Here is a 25684-nt window from a genome sequence, read left to right on the forward strand (position 1 = left end):
CGGCTTGTGCGGGGAACCTGCACGACAGCGGAACCTGCGGACAAGCCCGTCGCCGTTGAGGGCACTCTTCTCGCCAAGGCACTAGGGCTCGCTCCTCAGCGACGCCGCATTTAGCCTTCCCATCAATAACTGGACGGAGACCGGGCCCGAGGCCTTCCAGGCTGTCCACATCAGACCCGGCGCGGACGCGTTTCCCGAGGAGACGTTTTGGGGCCGGTAGTGTGACATCTCGACAGACGGTCACAACGCTGGGCGGTCGTCCACCGGACGGTCATCCACGATGGCAACGAGTCGCGGGTCCTCGAATCGGCGATGCCCGGTTCGAGAACCCGCGGCAAGCCAAGGAATCATGACTGGACTGCAAAGTGGCATGGCCTGTGCACCCGGCTATGCGTTGCCCTCGTCCCAGGATCCGCCCGGATTGGCCGTCGCTTCGGACCAGTACTTGGTAACGGTCAGCGAGTTGATCTTCCACGAGCCGGCGACATATTGATAAGTCTCGGCGTAGTGACCGAAGGAGTGCGTTTTGGTGATCGGCCTGCTGTCGTCGAACTGGTCCCTGCTCTCCATGGCCCACAGCCCGGAGGCCGCAGTCGGCGACAGAATGTCGATCTCATGGGTGTAGCCGTGATGGCATGATCGGACCGGCGTGGCATTGCCGGTGGTCAAGAGCGCCCTGATCGCATTCCGACCCGTGGCGAGGAACAGGTCACTGGCCGTGGCACCGGGAATTGCACCCCGGATGTCCATCACAGCCTCGTCTGTGAACAACTGAACGAACAGATCGATCGCCTCGTCCGAACCCGCCGGATAGGGCCTGCCGAAGGGATCGATCTTGTCCGCCAGCCGGAAGTACGCCGCCTTCAGCCGTCGGATCTCCTCTATCGCGATCAGACGATCGAGTGCGTCCATCGGTCACCCTCCTCCCGCACTGGACCCCCGGTTACCACATCCGCTCCAGCAACCGGCGGATCGCATCCCGGCCCCCGCCGTGCTCCTGCCCGAAGAACTCGAGTTCCACCACGGTCTGCTCGGCCACCACGTCGAACCCTGACATGTCGTCGACGACTTCACGCAGCCGTCCGGGCAGTCCGAGTTCCGCGATCCACGCCCGCAGCGCGGCGGCGCCCGCCCGGGCAGTGTCCTCGGCCCTGTCGTGCGCGGAGTCGTCGACCCCGAGAGCGCGGGCAACCGCCGAGACCTGTTCCGGTACCACGCCCGCGAGGTGCTCGATCACAGTCGGCAGCGCCACGCATGACGTGATCCCGTGACCGAGCCCCCAGTAGGATCCGATGCTGTGCTCCAGGATGTGACTGAGCCGGACACCGGTGTTACGCATGGTCGCAATTGACATCCACGCGGCGATCTGCGACTCGAGACGAGCCTCGAGGTCCTCGGGATGGAGCGCGGTCCGTTTCAACGAGGACATCAGACGCGGCAGTGATGCGGCTGCCAGAGCGTCTCCATAGGGATGCGGGGTAGCGCTCCACAGGGTCTCGATGGCGTGGTCAACGGCCTTGACTCCGCTGGAGAGCCAGAGATCGCGCGGAGTGGCGAGGGTGACCGCCGGATCGAAGACAACGGCCCAGGGGATCGCGCGTTCGTCCAGGACGATCGTCTTCGACGTCGATCCGTCCGCAACCATCCCCCCACCACTGTTGAACTCTCCCACCGAGAGAGTCGTCGGAATCATGATGAACGGGATGCTCGTTTCGGTCAGGCCCGATTCCGAAAGAATGGGTACGCCGTCGACAACGACGGCCCGTGCGGTGCCGCCCCCGGCCCGCAGGGCGGCAATCTTCACCCCGTCAGACACGCTCGACCCGCCGATGGCGACCACACAATCGGCGCCGGTTTCCCGAATCGTGGCTTCGAGTGCTTCCACATCGCCGACCGGCGTGTGCGCTCGAATCGGCCCGGCCACGGTGACCGGCCTGTCACCGAGGGACTTCCGCACCTGATCGACGAGATCGGTCGCCAGCACTGAGTTCGTCGTCGCGACGACCACTCCCCGCGAGCTGATCACATCGACCAGCCTCGGCAGTTGGGCAAGGGCCCCAACCCCGTGCACCACGCGGTCGAGGGCAGAAAACTCGAAGGTCCGGACTCCGGTGTCGATGGTGGCTGTCATTCCAGAAGCTCCATTGCATCTAGGGATAAAAGCTGTTCCATAGCACCGGACTCAGCTGTCCGTTGAGGATGGGTGTTACTGCCTCTGTCTCATCGCGGGGATCACCCCCATCACGAACTCGCGCCTGGCCCACCGTGGTCCTCATTCACGGATCCGAGTGGCGACGCGGATTCACCTGGCAATGTCCGACCGGAAGGATAATCTATCAGCGTTCGGACGCGAGCGTCAACGGTCGGCGAGCCGCCGACCTTGCACTCAGAACCAGACATCGTTAGCTTCGGTTCGCGGCATCGTGGTGATTTCGCGAACCGTGACAGGTCCTCGAAGGTACCGCGCAACACCGGCCGCGCACTGGTGAACGAGCTTCGCGGTACGCCAGCGCATACCAAGCTCCTAAAACAAACAACGTTTGGTATACTGGGTACGATCACTCCAAACTGACGGGAGAAGCTCCATGAAGCTCAGCCTCATGACCCTTGGGGACCAGGTGCCTGACCCCATCACCGGCGTCAGCGAAACGGCGGCCGAGCGTCACCGCGCGATCGTCGAGGCCGCCGCGATCGCCGACCAAGCCGGATTCCACGGCATGCACATCGGCGAGCACCATGGCCTCGAATACACGACATCGGCTCCGCCTGTGGTCCTCGCGGCCATCGGGGAACGCACGACCAACCTCCGCCTGTCCACCGCGGTCGCACTCGCTGCCAACCTCGATCCCGTTCGCCTCGCCGAGGACTACGCCACGGTCGACGCACTCTCCGGTGGCCGCTGCGAGGTCGTCGTCGGCCGCGGGAACTTCTTCGTCAACACCTACACCCTCTTCGGACAGCAACTCGACGACTCACACGACATGTTCCGCGACTCCATCGAATTACTGGTTCAGCTGTGGAGCGGCAAGGAGGTCAGCTGGCCGGGCTCCAAACACCGTGCCCCGTTCGAGAAGTTCACGCTGGAGCCCAAGCCCGTCAGCGAGGTTCCACTGTGGATCGGCGGCGGGGCCTCGGAGTCCACCTCAGAGCTCGCCGCCCGGCTCGGGCTCGATCTCATGCTCCCCAGCGCATTCGGCAACCCAGCGATGTTCAAGCCGGTCGTGGAGGCCTTCCGCGAGAAGTACGCCTCATACGGTCATGCCCGCGAACCGCGCATCGGTGCCTGCTGGCACGTGAACGTAGCCGAGACGTCCCAGGCCGCCCGCGAACGGTGGGAACCGCGTTACCGCAACTACTTCGAGCTGATGAACAGCATCATCACCCGAGTCAACCCGAACCCGCCGCCGTTCGTCACCAAGCCGTTCGACTTCGAGTTCCTCACTACTCGCGGCCCCGCGATCGTCGGCAGTCCCGACGAGGTCGCCGACCGGCTCAACACCGTCTCGGCGACGCTCGGGGCAGACACCAACCTGATCTACCTCGACATGGGGGGCCAGCCCGCCGGCGAGTATCGCGACATGGTCGAGCTCATCGGCGACCGCCTCGTCCCCCAGCTCGACTGAGCCGACCCGATCCGTGAGAGCCCAACCTCATCCGAAAAGAAGGACAAACGATGCGTGAGGCGGTCATCGTCGAAGCGGTCGGCAAGCCGAACGGTGCACTGCCGGGAGTTCACCCGATGTCGCGCCGCGAAAGCGGCGGGCAGGCCAACGCCACCATCCCGGAACTTCGATGAGCGCCGCCATCGAATTCGACGAGCTCCGCACCGCGGCCGGCCGCGATCTCGGCAAGAGCGAATGGATACGCGTCGACCAGCCGCGCATCGACATCTTCGCCGACGCGATCGACGATCATCAATGGATTCACGTCGACCCGGTGCGGGCAAAGGAGACACCCTACGGCGGAACCATCGCCCACGGCTACCTGACACTGGCGGCGGCCGCCACCCGCCTCGGCGACCTGCTGCAGGTCCGGGGAGCCACCAGCGTCATCAACTACGGCGTGGACCGAACACGTTTCCCCGCCCCCCTACCCGCGGGTCGCCGCATCCGCGCCCAGGCCACTATCACCCGCGTCGAGGAGATCCCCGATGGCCTGCAGGTCTGGGCGCGCGTCACCGCCGAGGGCGAGGGCATCGCCAAGCCGGTCTGCGTGGCCGACGTCTGCGTCCGCTATCTGCGCTGATGAGGAAGGTTCCATGATCGTCCGGATAACCCGGGAACTCACGCGGGTAAAGGATGCGAACGACTGCACACGATTGCACGTCGAAGCGCCTGACCTCGCCGACGAAGCCGTCGGCGAGGCTCTGGCCACTCACGGAATGGGCCGGGCGGGCGAGCCCGGACAGGTCTGGCTCGACGTCGGGGCGCTGCGCAGAGCCGCGCGGGCAGCAGCGTCAGTGCCCGGCTGGGACACCTCGTTCGACGCGATGCTCGGATACGCCAGGACGAAGGGGTGGCTGGACGCCACCGGCCGAAGCGTGGCCGCGCATATCGAACGGAGTACTTCGTGAACACCCCAGACAGCGCCCAGACGTCCGTGATCGACTCCAGTCGTTTCCGACGGGTCCTCGGCAACTACCCCACCGGCGTCTCGGTGGTCACCGCGATCGACGAGGACGGGCAGCCGGCGGGCATGGCGGTCGGCACGTTCACCTCCGTGTCACTCGATCCACCCCTCATCGCGTTCCTGCCCGACCGCCGCTCGAGCAGTTTTCCCCGCATCCGCACGGCGTCCTCGTTCTGCGTCAACGTCCTCGCCGCCGACCAGGAAGATGCGTGCCGGGCATTCGCGACACGAGGCGGAGACAAGTTCGCCGGGATCAGCTGGAGCCCGGCACCGTCAGGGGCGCCCCGGCTGAACGGTGCGGCAGCGTGGATCGACTGCGACATCGAGAGCATCACCGACGCAGGGGACCACTTCCTCGTCATGGGCCGGGTCCGCGAGCTCGACGCCCCCGGGGACGCGCTACCCCTGGTGTTCTTCCAGGGCGGGTATGGACGGTTCTCGCCACATTCACTCGTGGCGATCCCCGAGGCCGACGTCGTTAGCCACCTCCGTCACGCCGACCTCGCGCGCACCGCGATGGAACGGCTGTCCGACGAACTCGAGATCGAGTGCACGGCCGTGGCCCCTGTGGGCGACCAACTTGTCGTCGTCGCGAGCTCCGGAAGGTCAGCCAACGGAACCCGGCCCACTCGGGTAGGCCAGCGATCGCCGTTCCTCCCGCCGCTCGGCCCGTTGTTCCTGGCGAATGCGGACTCGGCGGCGTTCAACCTCTGGCTGAGCCGCGCAGATTCCCCAGACGAGCAACTGCGCGACGCACAACGCGCCCGGCTCGACCGCGTACGTCGACGCGGTTGGTCCCTCAGCCTCACAGGCACGCAACACACCGCGTTCGAACGAGCCCTCGGTCGCTACAGCAACGGTCACCGCACATCCGAGGACCTCCACGAAATCCAGCGGCTCGCTGTAGCCGCAGACGACCTGTTCGACCCCGCGGACATCGACGACCGAAAGACCTACGACGTTCGCTCGATCGCCGCACCCGTGACAGGCAGCGACGGCACGCCCGTCCTGCACCTGGCGCTCTGGGGCCTCCTGACCGGCCTCACCGGAGAGTCGGTCACCGCCTACATAACCCGATTACGCGCTGCGGCAGACGACGTGAGCCGGACGATCAGAGCGCAGGTCCGGTAATTCTGCGGATCGGCACCTTCTCGCCGCAGGCGCGTTCGCCGTGTTTCTCCGTGGCGACCGACCGCAGCGGCGTAATGGCACTCGGGCCGGGTGCCCGCGAGCCACGGCCCGCCGACACCCGGCCCGACGACGTCAGGAGAGCAACTCCTCATCGCTGAGGTCCTTGGACTGGGACGAACCAGCGACCTGATCAGCGCCGGCACGCCGGGCGCTGACATTCAACTTGATTTCGGGATAGGAAGCAGTGATTCCCACCAAAGTCCGTAGCGGGGGTGGCCCATCGAACTCCAGATGTTCGACCTTGTCGAGGATCGTGTTGACAAAGATCGATCCTTCCAGGCGAGCCAGCGCCGCACCTACGCACAAGTGACGTCCGTGGCCGAAGGCCAGAGACCGGGGAGCCTCATGCCGGTCGAGCTTGACTTGATCAGGCTCCGGGAAGACTTCCGGATCTCGATTTCCGGAACCCCAGAGCAGCAGCACCTTCTCGCCGGCCTTGACCTGCTGGCCGGCAACCTCGGTGTCGACCGCGACCGTGCGCGCCGTAAGCAGCGCCGGGCTGTCGATCCGCAATACTTCCCGGACGAACGCCTGGACCAGTGAGCGGTCCGAGCGCAGCCGCTCGAACCGTGCGCGGTCCTCCGCCAGTCGGAAAGTCAAGAAGCTCAAAAGGTCAGCGGAGGTATCTGAAGCGCCGGCGATCATACTGATCAACGTCGAGGTCAGCTCCCCCTCGGTGAGCTTCCTCCCGTCGATATCCGCGGCCATCAAGTTGGCGATGACGTCGTCGTCGGCCGGATCCTGGCTGATGCGATCGGAAAGGCAGCGCCGGATGTATCCGGTCAACTCCGGCAGGCCGTCCCGCATGCCCTCGCCGTGTTCAGTGCGGTTCGAGACGAAGAAGCCACTGTCGATCATGTCGTCGATCCACGCGATGATTCGCGGCACGTCAGCGGTGGGCAGGTGCAGGAAATGTGCCATTACATGCCCGGGAAGCACTTTGGTCACGCCGGCCACAATGTCACCGCCGGCGCGCGCCACGAAGTCGTCGATCAACCGCTCGGTGGTCTCAACGATGAAGGGCGCGGCCGTGCGCATGGACGCCGGCGTGATCGCCTGTTTGATCGCGTTGCGGATCCAGCTGTGGCGCGGGGGGTCGAGTTCAAAGGTGAACCGGTCCTCCTCGGCCACCACGACCCCGTCCAGGCGGCCGCCGTTCTCGTTCAGAAAATGGTCAGTGTCCATTGCCACGGTGCGAATGTCGTCGTGGTGGCTGACCACCCAGCCGCCGGTCGCCGACCTTGCGACCGGACAACCAGCCCGAAGCTCTTCGAATTCCGAGAAGCGAAAGTCTCTGGTCTCGAAAGGATTGTAGTCAGCTTGATCCGCATGAGGCTTCATCTGGAGCCCGTCCTCTCAGCTCTTGGGCAACGGTGCCCAGTCGCAAGCAGTCGAAGTAACCTAACACTGACAGGTTCATGCTCGCAACCAGGGCGACTTCGCCGAAGTTCCAGGTCACCCAGGCAGCGCAAGGCTCTAGCGATTGACCAACATCCGGCCATTCCGGCACAGTCGGCGACGGACTGACTTGACGGCTAAACACAACGTTGATAGTTTCTTCGCCGGGTGACGGGCGTCACGCTGGGATCTCTCGGCCGCCGACGCTTACTCACGCCTTGAGCATGCGACGTAAAGGTTGCGGCGCAAGAACCGGCTCACACCGGAAACGTGGCAAGAAGGTGATCATGCGGGTACGGATCAAGGAAGATTCCTGCCAAGGACACGCGATGTGTGCGCTGACGTGTCCGGAGGTCTTCCAGACCAATGAGGACACGGGTCATGCTTTTGTGGTCAGCGAGTTCGTGGCCCCCGAGGTCGAATCGCGCGTGCTGATCGCCAGGGACAGCTGTCCCGAGGAAGCGATCGAAGTCTTCTGAACCGTCCGGGGACGGGACTACGTCAGCCACCGGTCGTGCACCCAACGCAGGGAGTAGCCAATGAGTGAGACCACCAGCAAGTCGGCCAAGCAGTGCCCAATGGCGTTCGACCACCACGGCGAGCACCACTCGCGCCACTGGCCGGAGGTGTACGGCGAGCTGCGTGAGACCTGCCCACGCCCGTGGGTGGACCAGTACGACGGGTTCTGGGTCGCGACAAAATACAGCGACATCCAGAACATCTCGCAGCGCACCGACGTCATCAGCTCGGTCAAATCAGCCGACCCCGACACCGGCACGGAAACCGGCGGCGTCACGATTCCGACGTTGCAGGGTGCTCGCAGCATCCTGAACGAGCTGGACTCGCCCGAATGGGACAGCGTCCGCGGCTTCATGACTCGCCGGTTCTCGCCCAAGGCCGCGAACAACCTGAAAGCCCGGACCGAGCAGCTGACGAACATGCTCATCGATGACGTCATCGAGACCGGCCGGCTGGATTTCGTGGAGGACCTGACCAATCCGTTACCCGCCATAGTGACGGTCGAGATTCTCGGCTTTCCGATCGACGAGTGGAAGGCGTTCTCCGATCCGATTCATCTGTTCGTGTCCTTGCCCAGAGACGATCCGCGCCTTGCCGAGGCTGCCGCTGGGATCCTGCGCTTCCGGGAGCGGGTGGACGAAGAGATCGCGCTGCGCCGTGAGCAACCCCGAGACGACCTGCTCAGCTACTTCGCACATGGCACGATCGACGGCAGCCCGTTGTCGGACGATCTCATCCAGGATCTTGCGTGGCAGATCATGTCCGGCGGAGTCGACACCACCGGTTCAGTTGCGGCGAACGCTCTCTTGTACTTGGGCCGCAACGCGGAGCAGCGTCGATGGCTGCGCGAAAACCGGCAACACCTGCCTCGTGCATGTGAGGAGTTCGTGCGGTACTTCACCCCGATTCAAGGAGCGGGCCGCACCCTCAAGCACGACGCGGAGATCGACGGCTGGCAGCTGAGCCAGGGTGACCGGCTCCTGCTGGCCTACGCCTCCGCCAATCGTGACCCGGCGATATTCGACGATCCGGAGGAAGTAAAACTGGATCGGACGCCGAACCGGCACATCGGTTACGGCGTAGGCCAGCATCGCTGCCTTGGCGCGTTCATGGCACGCATGATGTTTCAGTGCATGCTCGACGTGGTGCTCCGTCGCATCCCGGACTACGAGATCGACGAGAGCGGTGTCGCCGGCTACCCCAGCGTCGGCTTCGTGAACGGTCTCGTGCATGTGCCGGCGACCTTCACCCCGGGCAGCGTGCAGGCCGACGAGGGAGCGTAATGGCTGAACTCGCCTCGAAGGTCGCGCTCGTCACCGGAGGAGCATCCGGCATCGGACTAGCTTGCGCACGGGCAATCGTGGCCGAGGGCGGCAAGGTCATGATCGGGGATGTCTCGGACGACGCGGGCCGTGCGGTCGCCGACGATCTCGGCGCCGCCGCGTCGTACGTGCACCTAGACATCACGAGCCCAGCGGACTGGGCCGATGCCGTCAATGCCGGCCTGACCACATTCGGGAAACTCAACGTCCTGGTGAACAACGCCGGAATCATTACCGGCGGTGCGTTGGGCGAGTATTCGCTGGACGACTGGAGACGGATCATCGACGTCAACCTGACGGGAGTCTTTCTCGGCATGTCAGCCTGTGTCGGCGCATTAAAGGAATCCGCCCCGTCATCGATCGTGAACATGTCCTCCGTCGCGGGACTGCAAGGCGCGGCAGGATTTCACGGGTACTGCGCGTCGAAGTGGGGAATTCGCGGCATCACGAAGTCGGCCGCTCTTGAACTCGCTCCATTCGGCATCCGCGTCAACTCTGTCCATCCCGGCACCATTCGCACACCGATGACCGCTGATGTTCCCGAGTCCATGGCGGACAACTCGGCGTTCGGCCGGTTCGGCGAAGCCGAGGAGGTGGCCAACCTGGTCGTCTACTTGGCAAGTGACCGTGCCTCGTTCTCCACGGCGGCGGAGTTCAAGGTCGACGGCGGGGAAAGCGCCGGCTAGTGCTGTGTCCTGTATCGAATGGGAGAACCGCTGAGTCATGAAACTGTATCGCCTCAGCGAGCCGAGTTTGGCTGGGCTCGACCTCGTCGACGAGCCCGAGCCGCAACCGAAACCGCGTGAAGTTGTCGTCCGGATTCGCGCAGCCTCTCTCAACTACAAAGACCTCCTCTTCGTCAAGGCTGTCGAAGAGGGTGGCATCCCCCTGTCACGTCCCACAATTCCCTTGTCCGACGCCGCCGGTGAGATCGTGGAGCTCGGTCCGGACGTCACCCGGTTTGCCGTCGGCGACCGCGTCGCACCCGTCGTCGTGCAGGACTGGTTCACCGGGCCACTGCCGGCCGATGCCATGAGGCGGGCACTCGGTGTCGGGGTCGACGGGGTGCTGACCGAGTTCCGTGCCTTCGACCAGAACAACCTGGTGTCCCTTCCTCCGTCGCTTTCCTTCGAACAAGGCGCGACGCTGCCGATCGCCGCGGTGACAGCGTGGAACGCCGTGGGGGACGTCCGGCCGCACCAGAGTGTTGTCGTGCTCGGGACCGGTGGTGTCGCGCTGTTCGCTCTGCAATTCGCCAAGGCATCGGGAGCACGGGTCATCGTCATTACGTCACGTGATGAGAAAGCGGATCGAGCCAAGACTCTCGGTGCGGACGACACCATCAACTACACTCGCCATCCCGATTGGGAGCGAGAGGTCCTCGCCCTGACCGGCGGGCGAGGCGTGGACCATGTCGTCGAGACCGTCGGAGGCTCGTCCGTCGAACGCTCGGTGAAGGCCACCGCCATCGGCGGGTCGGTGTACTGCATCGGGCTGATCGACCGTGGCGGAATCGACCCGTACAACATCCAATTCCGCGCTGTGACTGTCCGCGGGATCCGCATGGGATCCCGCGACCAATTCGAGACGATGAATCGCCTCATCACTCAGCAGGCGATACAGCCGGCAATCGACAACGTCTTCGCGTTCGCGGATGCACGGGCCGCGTACGAGCGCATCCACAGCGGACAGCACTTCGGGAAGGTCGTGATCGCCGTGGGCTGACTCCACAACGCGACGATGTGTCAGAAACCGAACGACGTCCAGGAGCTGATCGATCGCGAGACGGCCAGTCATACAGGCAGAACTGGCCGGTTACGCCTTCGCTTTCCGCTTTCGGTTGCCTGCCGCCGGGGGCGTCTGGCGCGTCCCGCGGACAGCCTTGGCGCCGGCCGCGTTCTGACGCAGCCGTTTGACCTCGGCAGCGGTCTCGACCGCCGAGGTCGCCGCACCGAGAATGGCCTCGAAGACATCCTGGCTGCTGAGAATCCGAGCCTGTCGCGCCCGCTCCGTGGCGCTGTCGCCGTCCACCGCACCAGATTCACGGTCGGGCTCCCCTGTCTCTTGCAGGGCACTCACGGTGGCCAGCAACTCCAGCAGTTCCATCAACGGAGCGATCACGTCGAGCGCAACGCCCTCCTGCTCCAACCGCTCGTAGCTCGCCTCGACCTCGTGCGCACCGATCCCGAGGCTTGCGCGCCGGAGCATCACGGGTATCAGCTCGGGATGCGCCACGAGCGCCTGCCGGGTCCGGTAGGCGTTCAGCGGCAACCAGACCCGCCAGTTGTCGCTTTCGGTATGCGGCGACGTGACTCCGGCCAATGCCAGTTGCGTGACTCCTTGGAGGATGTCGTCCTTGTTCTTGAAATGATGGTAGAGCGAGGCACCGTTGACGTTCAGCGCGTCGCCGAGCCGCCGGATACTGAGTGCGTCGAGCCCCTCCGCGTCCACGATCTCGAGAGCTGCTTCGAGCGCCCGTCGGCGAGAAATCAACGGAGTCTTCGGTCGGGCCATCGGTGTTGCCTCCTGAACGATTGTCGAGCGTAATCAATCATTGCAGACGGGACCTACGGCATTCATAACGCTGGACACGACTGGCCGCGCCGACCGGGCCCGAATAGCGATCACCGAGGGGAAACGCGGGCAGCGACTCATGGTCCAGGACACGGCCCAGACGGCCTCCGCGGCGCACTTGACGCCGCCTATTGCGCCGCCGCCAAACACGGCGTGCTCAGGCTGATGACAAGCGCCGGAACTCGGCACGCAGGTTGCCGGCACCCGGCGGCCTCAGACCATCAAGACCACCTTGCCGACCGCGCGACGCTCACTGAGGCTCGCCACGGCGTCTGCCGCCCGCTCGAGGGGAAATGCCGAGTCCGGCTCCGGGGGCTTGATCGCTCCCTTCTCGACGAGCGCGGTCAGGCCGGACCACAGCTCGGCGAGCTGGTGTGGATGCCGCTGCATCCACGCGCCTGCCGCGACGCCGACCAGGGAGATGTTCCGCAACAGCAACCGGTTGATCTTCACCTGCGGGATGGCGCCGCCGAGGAACCCGATCACCAGCAGCCGTCCCCCCGGTGCAAGAACCCGCAGCCCGTCGTCGAAGCGATCGCCGGTCACGGGATCGAACAGGAGATCGACGCCGGCAGGACCTGCGATGTCCTCGACTGCCAGCTTCCAGTTGTCCGCGGCCACGGTGTGATGGGCGCCGAGCGCGCGGGCGTGCTCAGCCTTGGCCGGCGTGCTGGTGACGGCGATCGTCCGCAGCCCGAGCGCGGAACCGACTTGTACCGCGGCCCCACCGATGCCACCCGCGGCTCCGTGCACAACCAGGGTCTCCCCCGGCTTCGCGCCACCGCGGGTGACGAGTCCGAAGTAGGCAGCGACATGGTTGAGGAGCATGAGCGACGCCTGAGCGGCCGACAGCTGTCCAGGGACGGCGAAGGCCGCGTCCACGGGCACCGCGACCCGCTCCTGCCAGGCACCCGACGGCGTCACCGCGATGACCCTGGTTCCGAGCAGATGCTCGTGTCCGGGCGGAGCGGACACCACCGTGCCGACGGCCTCGCTGCCTGGCACGAACGGAAAACTGCGGTTGACCTGGTACTGCCCCGACAGCTGCAACACGTCAGGATATGCGACCCCCGCAACCTCGACCGCGACCAGCAGACCGTCGCCGGCATCGGGTACCGGCATCGACTCCGTGCGAAGCTCAACCGAACCGCCGGCCTCGACCGCCAGGATCGCACGCATCGAGCCGTTCTCCGCCGGTCCAGTCGTCCGGGTACTCATGCCAACACCTCTCCGTAGCGTTGTCGTGCCTTCTCCAACCGCGTGTCGATCAGCTCGGACGGCCACGGCCCTTCGGCGGGCTTGTGCGCCTTGAGCAGGCTTTTGGCCAAGTTCATCTGGTGCACCTCGACCGGGCCGTCAGCCAGGGACAGCGCGTAGACCTGCTGAACCCACTCACCAAGCGGCAACTGATTCGACAGACCGAGTGCCCCGTGGACCTGGATGCACCGCGACACGACCTCGTGCAGAGCCCGCGGCGCGGCGACCTTCACACCGGCGATGACCTCACGCGCGGCACGCTCATCCGAGTGATCGACAGTCCAGGCGGCGTGCATCACCTGCAGGCGGAACTGATGCAGCGCCTGCCAGGACTCGGCGACATGGGTCTGGACGATCTGCTTGTCCGCGAGCAGCGAGCCCTTGGTGTGACGGCTCAGCGCTCGCTCGCAGGTCATGTCGAACGCACGCTGGCACAAGCCCACGGTGCGCATGGCATGGTGCAGCCTGCCACCGCCCAGCCTCACCTGGGCCACTGCGAACGCCCCGCCCTCGTCGCCCAGCAGGTTCGCCGCCGGCACCCGGACGTCGCGATAGTGGACCAGCGCGTGGGATCCGGTTCCGACGGGCTCGCTGAAGAGACCGAAGTTCTTCTCGATCTCGATACCCGGGGTGTCCGCGTCGATGAGGAACATCGACATGCCGCGGTGAACGGGCTGGTCGGGATCGGTCACGGCCATGACGATGAAGAACGAGGCCCACCGGGCGTTGGACGAGAAGAACTTCGTGCCCCGGATCACCCAGTCGTCGCCATCACGGGTGGCCGTGGTGGTGAAGACACCTGGATCAGCACCGCCGTGCGGCTCGGTCATCGAGAAGCAGGAGAAGATCTCACCGTTCAGCAGCGGTTCGAGAAAACGCTCCCGCTGGCTCGCGGTGCCGTATTTGGCGAGGATCTCGGCGTTGCCCGTATCGGGCGCCTGGATTCCGAAGATCACCGGTCCCCACCACGAACGACCCACGATCTCGTTGAGCTGTGCCAGCCGGACTGCGCTCCCACCGGAACCACCCAGCTCCGGAGGCAGGTGATAGGCCCACAGGCCGTGCACCCTGACCTGCTCCTTCAACGGCCCGACGATCTTGGCGATCGCCGGGGTGGGCGGGGCGTAGTGGCGGCCGGGCAAGAGCAGGTCGAGGGGCTCGATCTCGTCGACGACGAACCTGCGCGCCCAGTCGAGCTGATCCGCGAAGTCGGGATCGGTGGAGAAGTCGTAGGCCACGGCGTGATCACTCGCTCTCGGTGAGGGCCTGGGCGGCCGCATCCAGCAGGGGTTCGATGACCTCTGCGGCGCGTTCCTTCCTGGCGTCCGGTGCCGGTGACCGGCGGTTGTGCTTGACGATGAGCGCTGTGGCCGCGGCGCGCTTGTAGAGCACGAGAGCGTCGAACCAGCCCAATCCGTGGACCTCCACTCCTCGCGCGGAGGTATAAGCCGTGATCATCTCAGCACGCGTCGGCACCCCGGCAAGGGTCCGCCGAGCCGTGGGCGAGGACGAATCGGACAGGTGCAGCAGCCAGGCAAGATCACATCGTGCGTCGCCAAGGCTCCAGATCTCCCAGTCGATGACCGCGGCGACGGCGCCGCCCCGGCAGATCGTGTTACCCAGCCGGTAGTCGCCGTGCAGGACCGCCACCGGGCCGGTATCCGGGATGCGCTGCCGAAGCAATTCCTCGCATCTCGCGGCGCCGCCGCGCAAGTCCTCCGGCACAGCGGCGAACACGCGTGCCCACTTGCCCAACTCGTCACCCGGGCTCTCGGCAGGGCCGGCACTCGCGGTGGTCACCGAATGATCGAGCGGCATCGTGTGCAACGTGCCCAGGACCGCGGCAGCATGCAGGTAGCGCTGTCGAAGCTCGGGGTGGCCGGGGAGGTCGGGCACCTGCTCGTCGTCGAGCGGCTCGGTGCTCTCGCCAGTGACGAACTCGGTAGCGTAGAGGGGCGGCACGTGCGGAGGTGTCCCCGCGTCGGTGAACAGCACGGACGGCACCGGGACCCGCCCCCAGGCACGCAGGAGTTCGATCATCCGGGCCTGCCGCAGCACGTCGCGGTTCTTCGTCGGCGGAACCCCCGCGACGGCAACCTTGACGATGATCCTGTCCAGATCGGCGGCATTGTCCAGCTCGGCAACGCAGGTAATCCCGGACAGCCCGGCAGGCAGGCGTTCGAGCCGGCGCACCGCGGCACCTGGCCGGAGTGCCTGCAGGTGCGGGGCAAGTCGCCCGGCAAGCTCTGTCGTGTCGAGGCCCCCGGTTGTCACCGCGCCCACTAGGCCTCGCCGCCATTGACGGGAATGATCGCGCCTGTTGTGAAGCTCGACGCGTCGCTCGCAAGATAGAGCGCCGTTCCCACGATCTCCTCCGGGCGCCCGACGCGGCCGAGCGAGTGCCGGGCCACCTGTTCCTCGATCACGCTCATGTCCCAATGCCGGGAGATGTCGGTGGCGAACGGCCCAGCCATGATCGCGTTGACACGGACGGTCGGGCCCAGCCGGCGCGAGTACGCCACGGTCATCGTGTTGAGGCCCGCCTTCGCCGCGGCGTACGGCACAGTGGGGCCGTACGGGTTGACCGCCGCCATGCTACTGACGTTGATGATCGAGCCCGATACGCCGTCGGCGACCATCCGCTCCCCCACCAACGCGGTGAGCCGAAACGGGCCCTTCAGATTCACCGCCAATACCTTGTCGAAAAGCGCCTCGGTAACCGCGGACTCCGAGTCGTACACCGGCGACATGCCGGCGTTGTTGACCAGGATGTCGACGCGGGGAAAGACCTCGTAGACTTTTCGCACCAAGTCGTCGATCGAGGCCCAGTCGCCGACGTGGCACGCCAGCCCGATCGACTTGGTTCCGTAGGTGTCGCGTAGCTCGGCCGCGAACTCCTCACAAGGCTCGAGCTTCCGGCTTGCCACCACCACGTCCGCGCCGGCGGCGGCAAAGGCTCGGCACATCTCCCGGCCCAGCCCTCGCGAACCACCGGTCACCACCGCGACTCGACCCGACAAATCAACGCGCACCATGGGCAATGTCCTCCAAGAAGAGTGGCGCGTCAGGGACATACGCCGACCCGTACCGTGGCATTAATCTAACAGTGTTTGCCTTGGCGGGCAACCGCACCTATGTCGCGTAGCCACTGCGGCGACCGTCGACGAATTCCCCTCGCGCGTCCCGTGCCTCACCGGTCATGTTCAGCTCGAGTGTGTAGCTGAGCTCCTGTCGATAAGCCGAGCGGATGTCACGGCCGATACTCCCGGCCATCGCCGCCTTCAGACCTCGAATGACGGAAGTGCGCTTCGCGGCGATCGTCGCCGCGAGCTCACGGGCGGCCGCAGGCAGGGTTTCGGGATCGACGAGCCGCAGCACACTGCCGTAGCGATGCATCTCCGTCGAAGTGAATGGCTCGCAGGTGAACATGGCGGCCCGCAGCCGCTTGTCGGGGAGAAGCCCGATCGCCTGCACTATTCCCGTCGTGGCACCGTTATCGGCCTCGGCGAGCACGAACGGCACGTCCGGGGCAGCAAGCAGCACGTCGCACACGCCGGCGACCAGCACACCGAGCCCGATGCAGTAACCGTGGACAGCCCCGATCACGGGCACCGGGCACTCGGCGATCGCCAGGGTCAGCTCGAGGGATCCGCGGGCATGGCCCAGGATTCCCTCGAAACCGGGCAGGTTCTGGACTTCCTTCAGGTCGCCGCCCCCGCAGAAGCCGCGCCCCTCCCCGCGCAGCACAACAGCCTTGACCGCTGATACGTCCACATAGGAGCGCAGGATCCGAGCCAGCTCGGCGATATCGGTCAAGTTGTACGCGTTCACCGGCGGGTTCTCGATAACGAGCTCCGCAATGCCGCGTTCGTCGACTGATTGATGGATCATGTCGTCTCACCATCCGGAATTCGTACGGTTCCCGCCGCGACCAGCGCGGCGATCTCGTCGTCTGCGAATCCCGCCTCCCGCAGGACGCCACGCGTGTCGGCTCCCCGGCCCGCCGGACTGGGGCGGAGCCGGCCCGGGCTCTCGGACAACCGCGGCGCGGGTGCGGCGGCGATTCCACCTTCGTGTTCGACAATGGTTCCCCTGGCTCGCAGGTGGGGGTCTTCGGCCAGCTCATCGAGCTCGAGGACCGGAGTGCCGCAACCGTCGATGGATGCGAACACCGCCGTCCAATGGTCGCGGTCGCGCTCCGCGAATCGCCCGGCCACGCGTCGGCGCAGCGCCGGCCACGTCGCGGCGTCGCCCTGCGCGACGCGGCCCCCTTCCTCCGCCAGGTCGAGCGCTGCCAAAAACTGTTCGTAGAACCGTGGCTCGATGGCGCCAACGGCGAACAAGCCGCCGTCCGCGCACCGGTAGACCCCATAGAACGGCGCCGCGCCGGACAGCAGCCCGCGGCCGCGACCCGGCCAGATCCCGGCGTTGTACTCCCCGAGTTGCGGCGAGTTGAGCAGCGCGGATCCGTCCACTATGGACGCGTCGACGACCTGGCCCCGTCCGGTGCGGATCCGGTCGAGCAAAGCCATGACGATACCGGCGAAGGCGAACATCGAGCCACCGGCGATGTCTCCCAGCATCGCGAGCGGCGGCGCGAGCTCGTCCCCGCCGAGAACGCCGAGGGCACCGGAGATCCCGATGTAATTGACGTCGTGCCCGGCCCGCGTGCGGTACGGGCCCTCCTGCCCCCAACCGGTGAGCCGCGCATAGATCAGCCGCGGGTTGCTGGTACACAGGTCCTCAGGGCCGAGCCCCCGGCGCTCCATTGTACCGGGCCGGTTGCTCTCCAGCAGGACGTCTGCGCCATCGGCGAGGCGCGCGATCACCTCCGCACCGCGCGGCGCGCGCAGGTCCACCACGACCGAACGCTTCCCCCTGGAGAAGAAGGCCGCGGGGTCCAGCCCGGGAGCATCCGGGCGCTCGACCGCGATCACGTCGGCGCCGAAGTCAGCGAGCATCATCGAGCAGAACGGGCCCGGGCCCAACGCACTCAGATCCAGCACCCGAACTCCGCACAGCGGGCCGTCCTTGGCGTCATTCTCGGTCACCACAACAACCTAACACCGTTCGACGCAAGTGTCCTCGCCGCCGTTGCCTTTCGATCCAATCACCGTTAGATTTGTAGTTGAGGTGAGGTCATGACGCACGAGACCCTGTCTCGATCACTCCGGATCGAGGATCTGTTGCAGCTGCGCGAGCGCGCGGAGCGGCTCTTCATCGGGCGGGACGTGTCGCAGCCGGATCAGCACTATCGCCGCGGGCTGATCGCCGCACAGTCGGCCGTGGCCGCCGGCCATACCGTCGACACGTCATGGCGCTGGATCCACTCGGTACACGCCATGCACCTGGCGGCCGGGGATCCCGCCCTCGAAGTGGAGTATCTGGTCGAGACGCTACGTGAGACGAGCGACGTCTCGACACGGCTCGTCCGCGCGAGACAAGGAACCACGACGCTGGCCGTGACGACCGTCGCGTTCCAGACCGTCAGATCCGGCCGCCCCCCGGTCCATCAGCTCGGCACGCCGGAGGACTGGCCCGATCCGCACAAGCTGGCCCACGCCGGCCCCGCGGTCAGCGTCCTCGAGTTCCGCGATCTCGAACCCGTGCACACCGCCACCGCCCGCAGCTGGGTGCGGTGCACGGAGGAGCTGCCTGACCTGCGTCAGATTCATGCCGCCGCGGTCGTCTTCACGGCGGATCTCCTGATGGCTCGTGCACAGGTTCCCGACGGCGTCTCATCCCCGTTGTCGGCCGAGAGCGTTGACCTCTCGGTGCGTTTTCACCGCACCTTCCGCGCCGATGACTGGATGCGACATGAATGCAGCGTGCCGGTCGCCGACGAGTACCGGGCCTATGTGACGGGCACGTTCAGCTCCCCGCTCGGCCGGCTCTTCGCGACCGTCTCTCAGGAGCAGACGTTTCTGCCCATCGATCCGGCCTGACCGGCCGCATCCGAGCCGTGGCGTCGCCAACCGCGACGCCGAACCCGACAACAAAAGGAGCGATCCCCATGTTCCACCACGTCGCCGTGGCGTCGAAGGACGTTCACAAGTCGCACAAGTTCTACACGGAAGCGATGGGCTTCAAGCTCAAGAAGGTCGTCAAGCGCCAGACTCCGGAAGGCGGCTGGACCAAGCACATCTTCTACGACACCGGGGAGGGCCAGTACTTCGCCATCTGGGACCTGCGCGGCATCGAGGGGGTCGTCGTCGAGCCGGACCAATGGCGCGGCGGGATCGTCGGCGACCTCCCCTACTGGATCAACCACATCGCCTTCGACTGCCACGACATCGGGGGGCTGGAGACCGCCAAGGACCGATGGCTCGACCTCGGGTACAACGTGCTGGAGGTCAAGCACGAGTTCATTCACTCGGTCTACACCCGTGACCCCGACGGCACGCTGGTCGAGTTCACCTTCGACACCCAGCCGCTCACGGCGGACGACGAGCGCGAAGCGGCCGAGCTGCTGGCGGACGACACGCCGGCGCAAGTGCCGGACTACGAAGGCGTCCAGCACCGCTCGCCGAACTTCCAGGCACGCCGTGCCGCGGAGAAGGCCGCCGAGCAGGACATCTCGCACGCTGCCACCGCCATCTGATGGTGCCTCCTTCTGCCCCGCAGCCACTCGCCGGCGTGCGCGTCCTCGAGCTCGGCAACTACATCGCGGCCCCCACCGCCGGCCGGCTGCTCGCCGATTTCGGCGCCGAGGTCATCAAAATCGAGCGCCCCTTGACCGGCGACGAGGTGCGGCGGTGGCGGCTGCACTCCGGCGAGACCTCGCTGCTGTATCGCACCATCAACCGCAACAAGAAGTCCGTGGTGCTCGATCTTCGAACGCCAGAGGGACGAGCCGCGGTACTCGGCCTCGTCGCACGCTGTGACGTGGTTCTGGAGAACTTCAGGCCGGGCACACTGGAGCGCTGGGGACTTGGGCCGAACGCGCTCGACTCGGTCAATCCGGACATCGTGCTCGTCAGGATCTCGGCGTTCGGACAGACCGGGCCACTCGCTGACCGGCCGGGCTTCGCCGCCGTCGCCGAGGCCATGGGCGGACTTCGCGCGCTGGTGGGTGAACCCGACCGTCCACCGGCGCGGACCGGTGTGTCAATCGGCGATTCCATCGCCGGCCTCTACGCGGCTTTCGGCGCCATGATGGCGCTCTACCGGCGGGAGACGGCCCGGCCGGCAGACGAGCGCCGCGACCTCGTGGAACGAGTCGTCGACGTGGCGCTGAGCGAATCGGTGCTGTCGATGATGGAGTCCCTGATCCCCGACCACTCGGCCCACGGCGTCGAGCGGCGACGCACGGGAGGCCGGATGGAGGGCATCGCCCCGTCCAACGCCTACCCGTGCGCCGATGGGAGCGAGGTCGTGGTCGCAGGTAACAGCGACGCCATCTTCGGCCGGCTCATGGCCGGCATCAGCAGACCCGATCTGGCCGCGGACCTCGGGCTTCGCGACAACGCCGAGCGATGGCGGCGTCGCGACGAACTCGACGACGCGATCGCCGCGTGGACGTCACAGCGCAGCCGGGCGGAGGTGCTCGCGATACTGCAGGCAGCCGATGTACCGGCAGGCCCGATCTACACGGCCGCCGACATCTGCGCCGACGAGCAGTACCGGTACCGGAACATGATCCAGTACTTGCCGGTGGACGTCGGCGAGGACATTCCCCGCGAGGTCGGCTTCCCCGGCATCGTCCCCGTCCTCGGCGACCGTTCCTTGCCGATCAGGTCGGTGGGACCCGATCTCGGCGAGCACACCGCCGAGGTGCTCGCCTCGATCCTGGAGTCGACACGATGACCGCATCGGCCCACTTCCCGACCGCCGACGCACTGCGGGCAGTAACCCTGCGCGACGTCACCCTGCGCGACGGATTGCAGCTCACCGGCAAGCTTCTGTCCACTGAACGCAAGATCGCCCTCGCCCGCGAGTTGCTCCGAATCGGCGTTCCGCAACTCGAGATCGGCTCGTTGGCCAGGCCCGATCTGGTGCCGCCCCTCGCCGACACGCTCGACGTCGTCGCCGCACTCGACGAGGAGGAGCGACACCGGTGCTGGGTATGGGTGGCGACACCACGGCACGTCGAGAGAGCGCTCGCGGCCGGTGCCCGCAACCTCCAGTACTGCCTGTCCGTATCGGACGCGCACAACCGGGCCAACGTCGGTCGCGACACGATGGCGAGCCTGGAGGCCATCCCCCGCGCCGTGGAGATGGCCGATGCCGCGGGAGGCCGCGTCCAGCTCTGCCTTGCCACGGCGTTCACCTGCCCGTTCGACGGCCCCGTCGAACCGGACAGAGTACTCGAGATCGTGACCAGCCCGCTCGCACAGGGAACATCGGACGTCGTCGTGTGCGACACGCTGGGCCAGGCCTCCCCCGCCGAAGTGGGCGCACTCGTGAGCGACGTGCGCGCCGCGGCGCAGGGCCGGGGCCTCGTCTTCCATGGACACGACACCTGGGGTCAGGGAGTGGCAAATACGCTCTCGGCGATCGCCGCGGGCGCTGACACCGTCGACGCCACCCTGCGAGGATTGGGCGGATGCCCGTTCGCACCGGGCGCGAGCGGCAACACCGCGACGGAGGACCTGCTGTTCGCATTGCGTCCAGACTGGTTCGTGCCATCGGCGCTCGAGCGCCTCATCGACCTCGGCGAGAATCTGCTCTCCGAGTTGGGCGAGCCCAACCGATCGCGGGCCGTCCAAGGAGCGCGGGGCGGGGCGATGGCGTTCCCGTGGTCGGTCGCTCGCTCTTGATTACCCGCGCGCCGCTGTCCGCGAGTTGACATGTCGCGGACAGCGGCTCGAGCTGCATTTTGCGGTCGACATCTGTTTACTGGGTTCCGATGGTGAGCGCGTCTTCGGCAGGACGCTCGCCGTTTTTCCCGGCCACCGGGGCCGCGTGCCGCACGAGATTCGGCACGATCTCGTCGAGATCGGTGACACCCCAGCCCGACTCGCTGCGCGCTACAGGACCGGTGGTCCAGCCGTCGACGATCCCCACGAAGCCGCCGTAGACAAGAAAAACGTGACCGGACACGGACTCAGCCTTGTCGTCCGCGAGCCACCTGACAAGCGTGCTGACATGTTCCGGCGCATAGGGGACGAGTCCTGTCGCCGTCGCCGATGCGCCGGCCTGAATACGTGGTATGTCTTGCGTCATCCGCGTCATCGCGCGCGGCGCGATCGCGTTCACGGTGACGTCGTAGGAAGCCAACTCCCGAGCGGCGAGCGCCGTGACACCGGCGACACCGGCCTTGGCCGCGGAGTAGTTCGCGTTCCCGATGCTGAACAATCCCGACGGTGACGTGGTATTGATAACCCGGCGCTTCTCTCCGGTCGCGGCCGCAGGCGACGCTCGCCAGTACGAGGCTGCGTGACGCATCGGCCCGAACATCCCGGCAAGGTGCACGGCCAATACCGCGTGCAGATCATCTTCCGTCATATCCGCTATAGGTCCGTCGCGGACGATACCCGCGTTGTTGACCAAAATATCGAGACGCCCCAATCGGTCGACGGTGTCGTGAATGAGTTGCTCGCTGCCCGACCAGGTGGCGATGTCGGAGGTACTGGCGATCGCCCGACCACCGGCGGCGCGGATCTCGTCGACCACCCGTTGTGCCGCAAGCTCCTCGGATCCGCTCCCGTCGGTAGCCACCCCGAGATCGTTCACGACCACAGTCGCGCCGGCCGCGGCCAGGGCCAGCGCGTGACTGCGTCCAAGGCCTCCGCCAGCTCCCGTGACAATGGCCACTCGGTCAACAAGTCCATTATCAACGTCCATGGCGACCATATGTGCTCCTACAGTTCTTCTATCGTGTGCATTCCGCCATCGGCGGACCTCAGGCGCGGCATCACCAAACGCTGATGTGCTGCCGGCCTTCTGGCTCATTTGTCACCGCGTGCGCCACGGCCTCCACCTCAACTGGTGACGCGGTGTTCACGACGGAACGCGTAGCTGGCATCGTCCATCGAGTGAAGGGCCACCGTGACCGCAGCCGGAAAACCGTTGTCCGCAGGGACAACCCGGTGCTCAGAGGTCTCGAAGATCACCAGGCGATGGGCGATACGCCACGCACCGTCACGTCGCTCGAACCGGTCGATTAAGCGCGCCAACGCCTGGTGGTCCTCGACAAAACCTTCGTCCAGATCGGGGCGCAACGAGCGTTGCGACGACCTGACGTAGGTCTCGGCCAGCGCCACGCTGCCGGTGACGAATTCGATCGAGATATTGCCCAGGAAATGTACGGAATGGATGATCGTCTGGTGCCGAACACGGAACCACTCCAGGAATTCCTCCACCCCGCCCGCGAAGAATCCGTGGTCGTCGTAGGCGTCGGGGTGATAGACCGATCGCAACAATTCGATGTCGCAGCGGTCGGCGCCGCGGGCATAGGCCATGAGAACAGCCCGGATCTCCGCCTCGTCGGCGAGCCGGCGCAGCACCTCCCCCGGCACCTGGTCCCGATCTGCTGACTCGGTAATTGAATTGCTCATCCGAAGCTCCCTTGTTTCCGAATTCAGACGGCGAGACCGGCCAGCTGCCCTTCGGTGAAGGCCTGCCAGGCGGTTCTCGGTGCATTGGCGTCCCCGACCAGCTGGTGCGGGATCTGCAGGCGGGTCAGTTCCGTCGCCAGCCCGGTGTTCGGCACCGGTGGGACAACAGCGACGATGTAGTGGGCCCGTTCGTCGAAGGCCCGGTCGCGGCCGCTCTCGCGGACGAGGTGGACGACGTCCTTGTCCACGGACTCGATCGTGGTGCTGACGTGGACGGCCTCGAGCGTGTTGCGCAGGAGGCCCGGGATTTCCCATCGCTGTGTCGGCCCGACGAAGGGCGCGACGACCTCGAAGCTGGTGGCGAAGGTGACGCGGCATCCCCGCTTGTGCAAGGTCTCCGCCACGAGCGCGGCCTCGCTGGTCCCCATTCCGTCGTAGACGAGGACGTCTCCGGAGATCTCCGAAGTGAGGGCGTCAGCCATCGACAGGACACGACCGGTCTCACCGCCGGGCAGCGCCTCACCACCCGTTAGCGATCGGGCGCCGGTCGCGAGAATCACCGAGTCCGCTCCGCTGTCTCGAAGGAGCGAGGCGTCCACGGGAGTCTCCAAATGCAGGGTGACACCGGCTTCGACGAGCTCGCTGGCCAGGTAGTCGAGTGCCGCAGTCAGTCGCGCGGCTGCAGTGTGCTCGGCGAGTCGCAGCTGCCCGCCGACGACAGAACCGGCCTCGAACACCTCGACTCGGTGGCCCCGGCGGGCAGCGATCTCCGCCGCCTTGAGCCCGGCCGGTCCGGAGCCGACGACGATCACCCGCTTCTGCTGGGGGGCCGGTGTCGCGGCGAACTCGCGCTCGCGCAGCACCTCCGGGTTGTGCATGCACCCGATGTCGACGGTCCCAGCCAGACGGCGATCGACACAGAGGTTCGCTCGTACGCAAGGGCGCACGCGTTTCGACTGACCACTCCGGACCTTCGCGACCAGATCGGGATCAGCGATGTGGGCCCTGGTCATCGCGACGAGATCACACTGGTTGTTGGTCAGCAGCTTCTCCGCGACAGCCGGCGAGACGATGCCGCCGACACCGACGACAGGCACGTCGATGTCCACCAGGCTGCGCAGACGGTCCAGGAACGAGATGTTCGGCGCCTCGGGGTAGCGGTAGCCCGGCACGGAAACCGTGTAGCTGCGGTTGCCGTCGCCCACAGTGGTGTTGACCATGTCCACACCACCTCCAGACAAGATCCTGCCCAGGTCGCGCGCGATCTGCTCGGCGCCGCGACCGCCCGCGGCCGGGGAGATGAGGTCGTCGGTGGCGGTCCGGAAACTCAGCACACCGTCGGGACCGATCGCCTCGCGGACCTGCTTGACGATCGAGCGGGCGAAGAGTGTCCGGTCCTGGCCCCAGCGATCGTCACGGGAGTTCGTCGCCGGGGTCAGCGACTGCTGGATCAGGTAGCCGTGTCCGGCGTGGACCTCAACCCCGTCGAAACCCACCTCGGCCGCGAACCTCGCGGTATCGCGATAGGCGGCGACGACGGCCTCGATCTCCTCGTCGGTCATCCGATGACTCGCTTCGCCCGCCAACGACTGACCCTCTTCGAAGCTCCACAGCGGCGGCATTCCGATCCCGGCGTCGGTCCGTCCGAACAGGCCGAGGTGCGCCAGTTGCAGCAGGAGTGCGGCGCCCTCGGCGCGCACCACCTCGACGAGCCGGCCATGGCGGTCGACCGTCTCCGCGGTGATCGGAACCAGCGGGTTGGGGATCACGGGCTGGGCGATGAACAATCCGACGCCACCCGCCGCCCGCCGCCGGACGTACTCGATGTACTGCCCGGGGCTCATATCCGGGTCGCGAAACTTCGTCGTCGTGCCGTGTGCGGTCACGACGACGCGGTTGCGGAGCTCGATACTGCCGACGCGCAAAGGTGACAGCAACGTCGGGAACTCAGTCTCCGTTGACTCGGGCATGCGTCTCCAATCCTCGGTCTGGTGGTGGGAAACCGACATCGCGGGTAGCCGGCCCGGATGGGCCGTGGCACCTCGCGGTCTTGATCATTCGGCGGTGACCGAGATCGCTCCTTCCGGGCAGTTCTCGGCGGCCTCATTGACGAGCGGACGGAACGAGTCGTCGTTTCCGGCGTCGAGGACGGTTCCGAACCCGTCGTCACCGACGGCGAACACGTCGGGGCAGATCATCGCGCAGATGCCGTGTCCCACGCAGCGGTCAGGATCGATGGTGGTCTTCAACGGCCTACTCCTCGGTGATCGTAAACAAAAGGGGATCCCTGCCGGT

Annotated in this window: 27 protein-coding genes; 13 read left to right on the top strand and 14 right to left on the bottom strand. The window is 66.2% G+C overall.

The window, feature by feature from the left end; genetic code table 11:
- Positions 1 to 387 precede the first annotated feature (387 nt).
- Complete coding sequence (locus VGP60_RS27330; RefSeq protein ID WP_327550980.1) at positions 388 to 912, bottom strand: nuclear transport factor 2 family protein; 525 nt, start codon at positions 910 to 912, stop codon at positions 388 to 390.
- A gap of 31 nt (positions 913 to 943) precedes the next feature.
- Entirely contained in the window at positions 944 to 2131 is a 1188-nt protein-coding gene (locus tag VGP60_RS27335; protein WP_327550981.1) for an iron-containing alcohol dehydrogenase, read from the bottom strand.
- A 454-nt stretch (positions 2132 to 2585) separates the two neighbouring features.
- Between VGP60_RS27335 and VGP60_RS27340 the strand changes: the two genes are divergently transcribed.
- Genes VGP60_RS27340 through VGP60_RS27360 form a run of 5 tightly spaced genes read left to right on the top strand, consistent with a single transcriptional unit; the run spans position 2586 to position 5760 of the window.
- Entirely contained in the window at positions 2586 to 3623 is a 1038-nt protein-coding gene (locus VGP60_RS27340) for an LLM class flavin-dependent oxidoreductase (RefSeq protein WP_327550982.1), read from the top strand.
- Positions 3624 to 3673: 50 nt separating this feature from the next.
- Positions 3674 to 3796, top strand: a complete 123-nt coding sequence (locus VGP60_RS27345) for a hypothetical protein (protein ID WP_327550983.1) — start codon at positions 3674 to 3676, stop codon at positions 3794 to 3796.
- Positions 3793 to 4245: a MaoC family dehydratase gene (locus tag VGP60_RS27350; RefSeq protein WP_327550984.1), complete on the top strand. Its 453-nt coding sequence runs from the start codon at positions 3793 to 3795 to the stop codon at positions 4243 to 4245. Before VGP60_RS27345 ends, VGP60_RS27350 begins: the two co-directional genes overlap by 4 nt.
- Before the next feature lie 13 nt (positions 4246 to 4258).
- Positions 4259 to 4573 (top strand): hypothetical protein, encoded by a 315-nt coding sequence (locus VGP60_RS27355; RefSeq protein WP_327550985.1) that lies wholly within the window; start codon positions 4259 to 4261, stop codon positions 4571 to 4573.
- Positions 4570 to 5760 carry a flavin reductase gene (locus VGP60_RS27360; RefSeq protein ID WP_327550986.1) on the top strand — a complete coding sequence of 397 codons (1191 nt, stop codon included), beginning with the start codon at positions 4570 to 4572 and terminating at the stop codon, positions 5758 to 5760. The genes VGP60_RS27355 and VGP60_RS27360 overlap by 4 nt, the downstream gene beginning before the upstream one ends.
- 132 nt (positions 5761 to 5892) lie before the next feature.
- Here VGP60_RS27360 and VGP60_RS27365 read toward each other — a convergent pair whose 3' ends face one another.
- Complete coding sequence (locus tag VGP60_RS27365) at positions 5893 to 7161, bottom strand: cytochrome P450 (RefSeq protein WP_327550987.1); 1269 nt, start codon at positions 7159 to 7161, stop codon at positions 5893 to 5895.
- 344 nt (positions 7162 to 7505) lie between these two features.
- Here VGP60_RS27365 and VGP60_RS27370 point away from each other — a divergent pair, with 344 nt between their 5' ends.
- From VGP60_RS27370 to VGP60_RS27385, 4 genes are all read left to right on the top strand, one after another.
- Positions 7506 to 7697: a ferredoxin gene (locus VGP60_RS27370; protein WP_327550988.1), complete on the top strand. Its 192-nt coding sequence runs from the start codon at positions 7506 to 7508 to the stop codon at positions 7695 to 7697.
- A 147-nt stretch (positions 7698 to 7844) separates the two neighbouring features.
- Positions 7845 to 9020 carry a cytochrome P450 gene (locus tag VGP60_RS27375; RefSeq protein WP_327550989.1) on the top strand — a complete coding sequence of 392 codons (1176 nt, stop codon included), beginning with the start codon at positions 7845 to 7847 and terminating at the stop codon, positions 9018 to 9020.
- Entirely contained in the window at positions 9020 to 9745 is a 726-nt protein-coding gene (locus VGP60_RS27380; RefSeq protein ID WP_327550990.1) for an SDR family oxidoreductase, read from the top strand. Before VGP60_RS27375 ends, VGP60_RS27380 begins: the two co-directional genes overlap by 1 nt.
- Positions 9746 to 9782: 37 nt before the next feature.
- Positions 9783 to 10784 carry an NAD(P)-dependent alcohol dehydrogenase gene (locus VGP60_RS27385; RefSeq protein WP_327550991.1) on the top strand — a complete coding sequence of 334 codons (1002 nt, stop codon included), beginning with the start codon at positions 9783 to 9785 and terminating at the stop codon, positions 10782 to 10784.
- Between the two features lie 90 nt (positions 10785 to 10874).
- On the opposite strand, the gene VGP60_RS27390 is transcribed toward VGP60_RS27385, so the two are convergent.
- The 7 genes from VGP60_RS27390 to VGP60_RS27420 all read right to left on the bottom strand — a co-directional run bounded on the left by VGP60_RS27390 (position 10875) and on the right by VGP60_RS27420 (position 17941).
- On the bottom strand, positions 10875 to 11573 hold the full coding sequence (locus tag VGP60_RS27390; RefSeq protein WP_327550992.1) for a helix-turn-helix domain-containing protein: 699 nt from the start codon (positions 11571 to 11573) through the stop codon (positions 10875 to 10877).
- A 273-nt stretch (positions 11574 to 11846) separates the two neighbouring features.
- Complete coding sequence (locus VGP60_RS27395) at positions 11847 to 12851, bottom strand: NADPH:quinone oxidoreductase family protein (RefSeq protein WP_327550993.1); 1005 nt, start codon at positions 12849 to 12851, stop codon at positions 11847 to 11849.
- The gene (locus tag VGP60_RS27400) at positions 12848 to 14128 is read right to left on the bottom strand and encodes an acyl-CoA dehydrogenase family protein (RefSeq protein WP_327550994.1); all 1281 of its coding nucleotides are present in this window, start codon (positions 14126 to 14128) and stop codon (positions 12848 to 12850) included. Before VGP60_RS27400 ends, VGP60_RS27395 begins: the two co-directional genes overlap by 4 nt.
- Before the next feature lie 7 nt (positions 14129 to 14135).
- Positions 14136 to 15164, bottom strand: coding sequence for a phosphotransferase family protein (locus tag VGP60_RS27405; protein WP_327550995.1), 1029 nt, complete (start codon positions 15162 to 15164; stop codon positions 14136 to 14138).
- Between the two features lie 8 nt (positions 15165 to 15172).
- Positions 15173 to 15889 carry an SDR family oxidoreductase gene (locus VGP60_RS27410; RefSeq protein WP_327550996.1) on the bottom strand — a complete coding sequence of 239 codons (717 nt, stop codon included), beginning with the start codon at positions 15887 to 15889 and terminating at the stop codon, positions 15173 to 15175.
- Between the two features lie 133 nt (positions 15890 to 16022).
- Positions 16023 to 16781 (bottom strand): enoyl-CoA hydratase-related protein, encoded by a 759-nt coding sequence (locus VGP60_RS27415; protein WP_327550997.1) that lies wholly within the window; start codon positions 16779 to 16781, stop codon positions 16023 to 16025.
- Positions 16778 to 17941: a CaiB/BaiF CoA-transferase family protein gene (locus tag VGP60_RS27420; RefSeq protein ID WP_327550998.1), complete on the bottom strand. Its 1164-nt coding sequence runs from the start codon at positions 17939 to 17941 to the stop codon at positions 16778 to 16780. The genes VGP60_RS27415 and VGP60_RS27420 overlap by 4 nt, the downstream gene beginning before the upstream one ends.
- Before the next feature lie 90 nt (positions 17942 to 18031).
- Between VGP60_RS27420 and VGP60_RS27425 the strand changes: the two genes are divergently transcribed.
- From VGP60_RS27425 to VGP60_RS27440, 4 genes are all read left to right on the top strand, one after another.
- Positions 18032 to 18835, top strand: coding sequence for an acyl-CoA thioesterase (locus VGP60_RS27425; RefSeq protein ID WP_327550999.1), 804 nt, complete (start codon positions 18032 to 18034; stop codon positions 18833 to 18835).
- Between the two features lie 68 nt (positions 18836 to 18903).
- Positions 18904 to 19491, top strand: a complete 588-nt coding sequence (locus VGP60_RS27430) for a VOC family protein (RefSeq protein ID WP_327551000.1) — start codon at positions 18904 to 18906, stop codon at positions 19489 to 19491.
- Positions 19491 to 20696, top strand: coding sequence for a CoA transferase (locus tag VGP60_RS27435; protein WP_327551001.1), 1206 nt, complete (start codon positions 19491 to 19493; stop codon positions 20694 to 20696). The genes VGP60_RS27430 and VGP60_RS27435 overlap by 1 nt, the downstream gene beginning before the upstream one ends.
- Positions 20693 to 21649 (top strand): hydroxymethylglutaryl-CoA lyase, encoded by a 957-nt coding sequence (locus tag VGP60_RS27440; RefSeq protein WP_327551002.1) that lies wholly within the window; start codon positions 20693 to 20695, stop codon positions 21647 to 21649. Before VGP60_RS27435 ends, VGP60_RS27440 begins: the two co-directional genes overlap by 4 nt.
- A gap of 76 nt (positions 21650 to 21725) precedes the next feature.
- On the opposite strand, the gene VGP60_RS27445 is transcribed toward VGP60_RS27440, so the two are convergent.
- The 4 genes from VGP60_RS27445 to VGP60_RS27460 all read right to left on the bottom strand — a co-directional run bounded on the left by VGP60_RS27445 (position 21726) and on the right by VGP60_RS27460 (position 25638).
- On the bottom strand, positions 21726 to 22685 hold the full coding sequence (locus tag VGP60_RS27445; RefSeq protein ID WP_327551003.1) for an SDR family NAD(P)-dependent oxidoreductase: 960 nt from the start codon (positions 22683 to 22685) through the stop codon (positions 21726 to 21728).
- 128 nt (positions 22686 to 22813) lie between these two features.
- The gene (locus VGP60_RS27450; RefSeq protein ID WP_327551004.1) at positions 22814 to 23389 is read right to left on the bottom strand and encodes a nuclear transport factor 2 family protein; all 576 of its coding nucleotides are present in this window, start codon (positions 23387 to 23389) and stop codon (positions 22814 to 22816) included.
- 23 nt (positions 23390 to 23412) lie between these two features.
- The gene (locus VGP60_RS27455) at positions 23413 to 25359 is read right to left on the bottom strand and encodes an FAD-dependent oxidoreductase (RefSeq protein WP_327551005.1); all 1947 of its coding nucleotides are present in this window, start codon (positions 25357 to 25359) and stop codon (positions 23413 to 23415) included.
- An 84-nt stretch (positions 25360 to 25443) separates the two neighbouring features.
- The gene (locus tag VGP60_RS27460) at positions 25444 to 25638 is read right to left on the bottom strand and encodes a ferredoxin (RefSeq protein WP_327551006.1); all 195 of its coding nucleotides are present in this window, start codon (positions 25636 to 25638) and stop codon (positions 25444 to 25446) included.
- Between the last annotated feature and the right edge of the window lie 46 nt (positions 25639 to 25684).

This window comes from Amycolatopsis sp., assembly GCF_036008905.1.
Taxonomy (GTDB): Bacteria; Actinomycetota; Actinomycetes; order Mycobacteriales; family Pseudonocardiaceae; genus Amycolatopsis.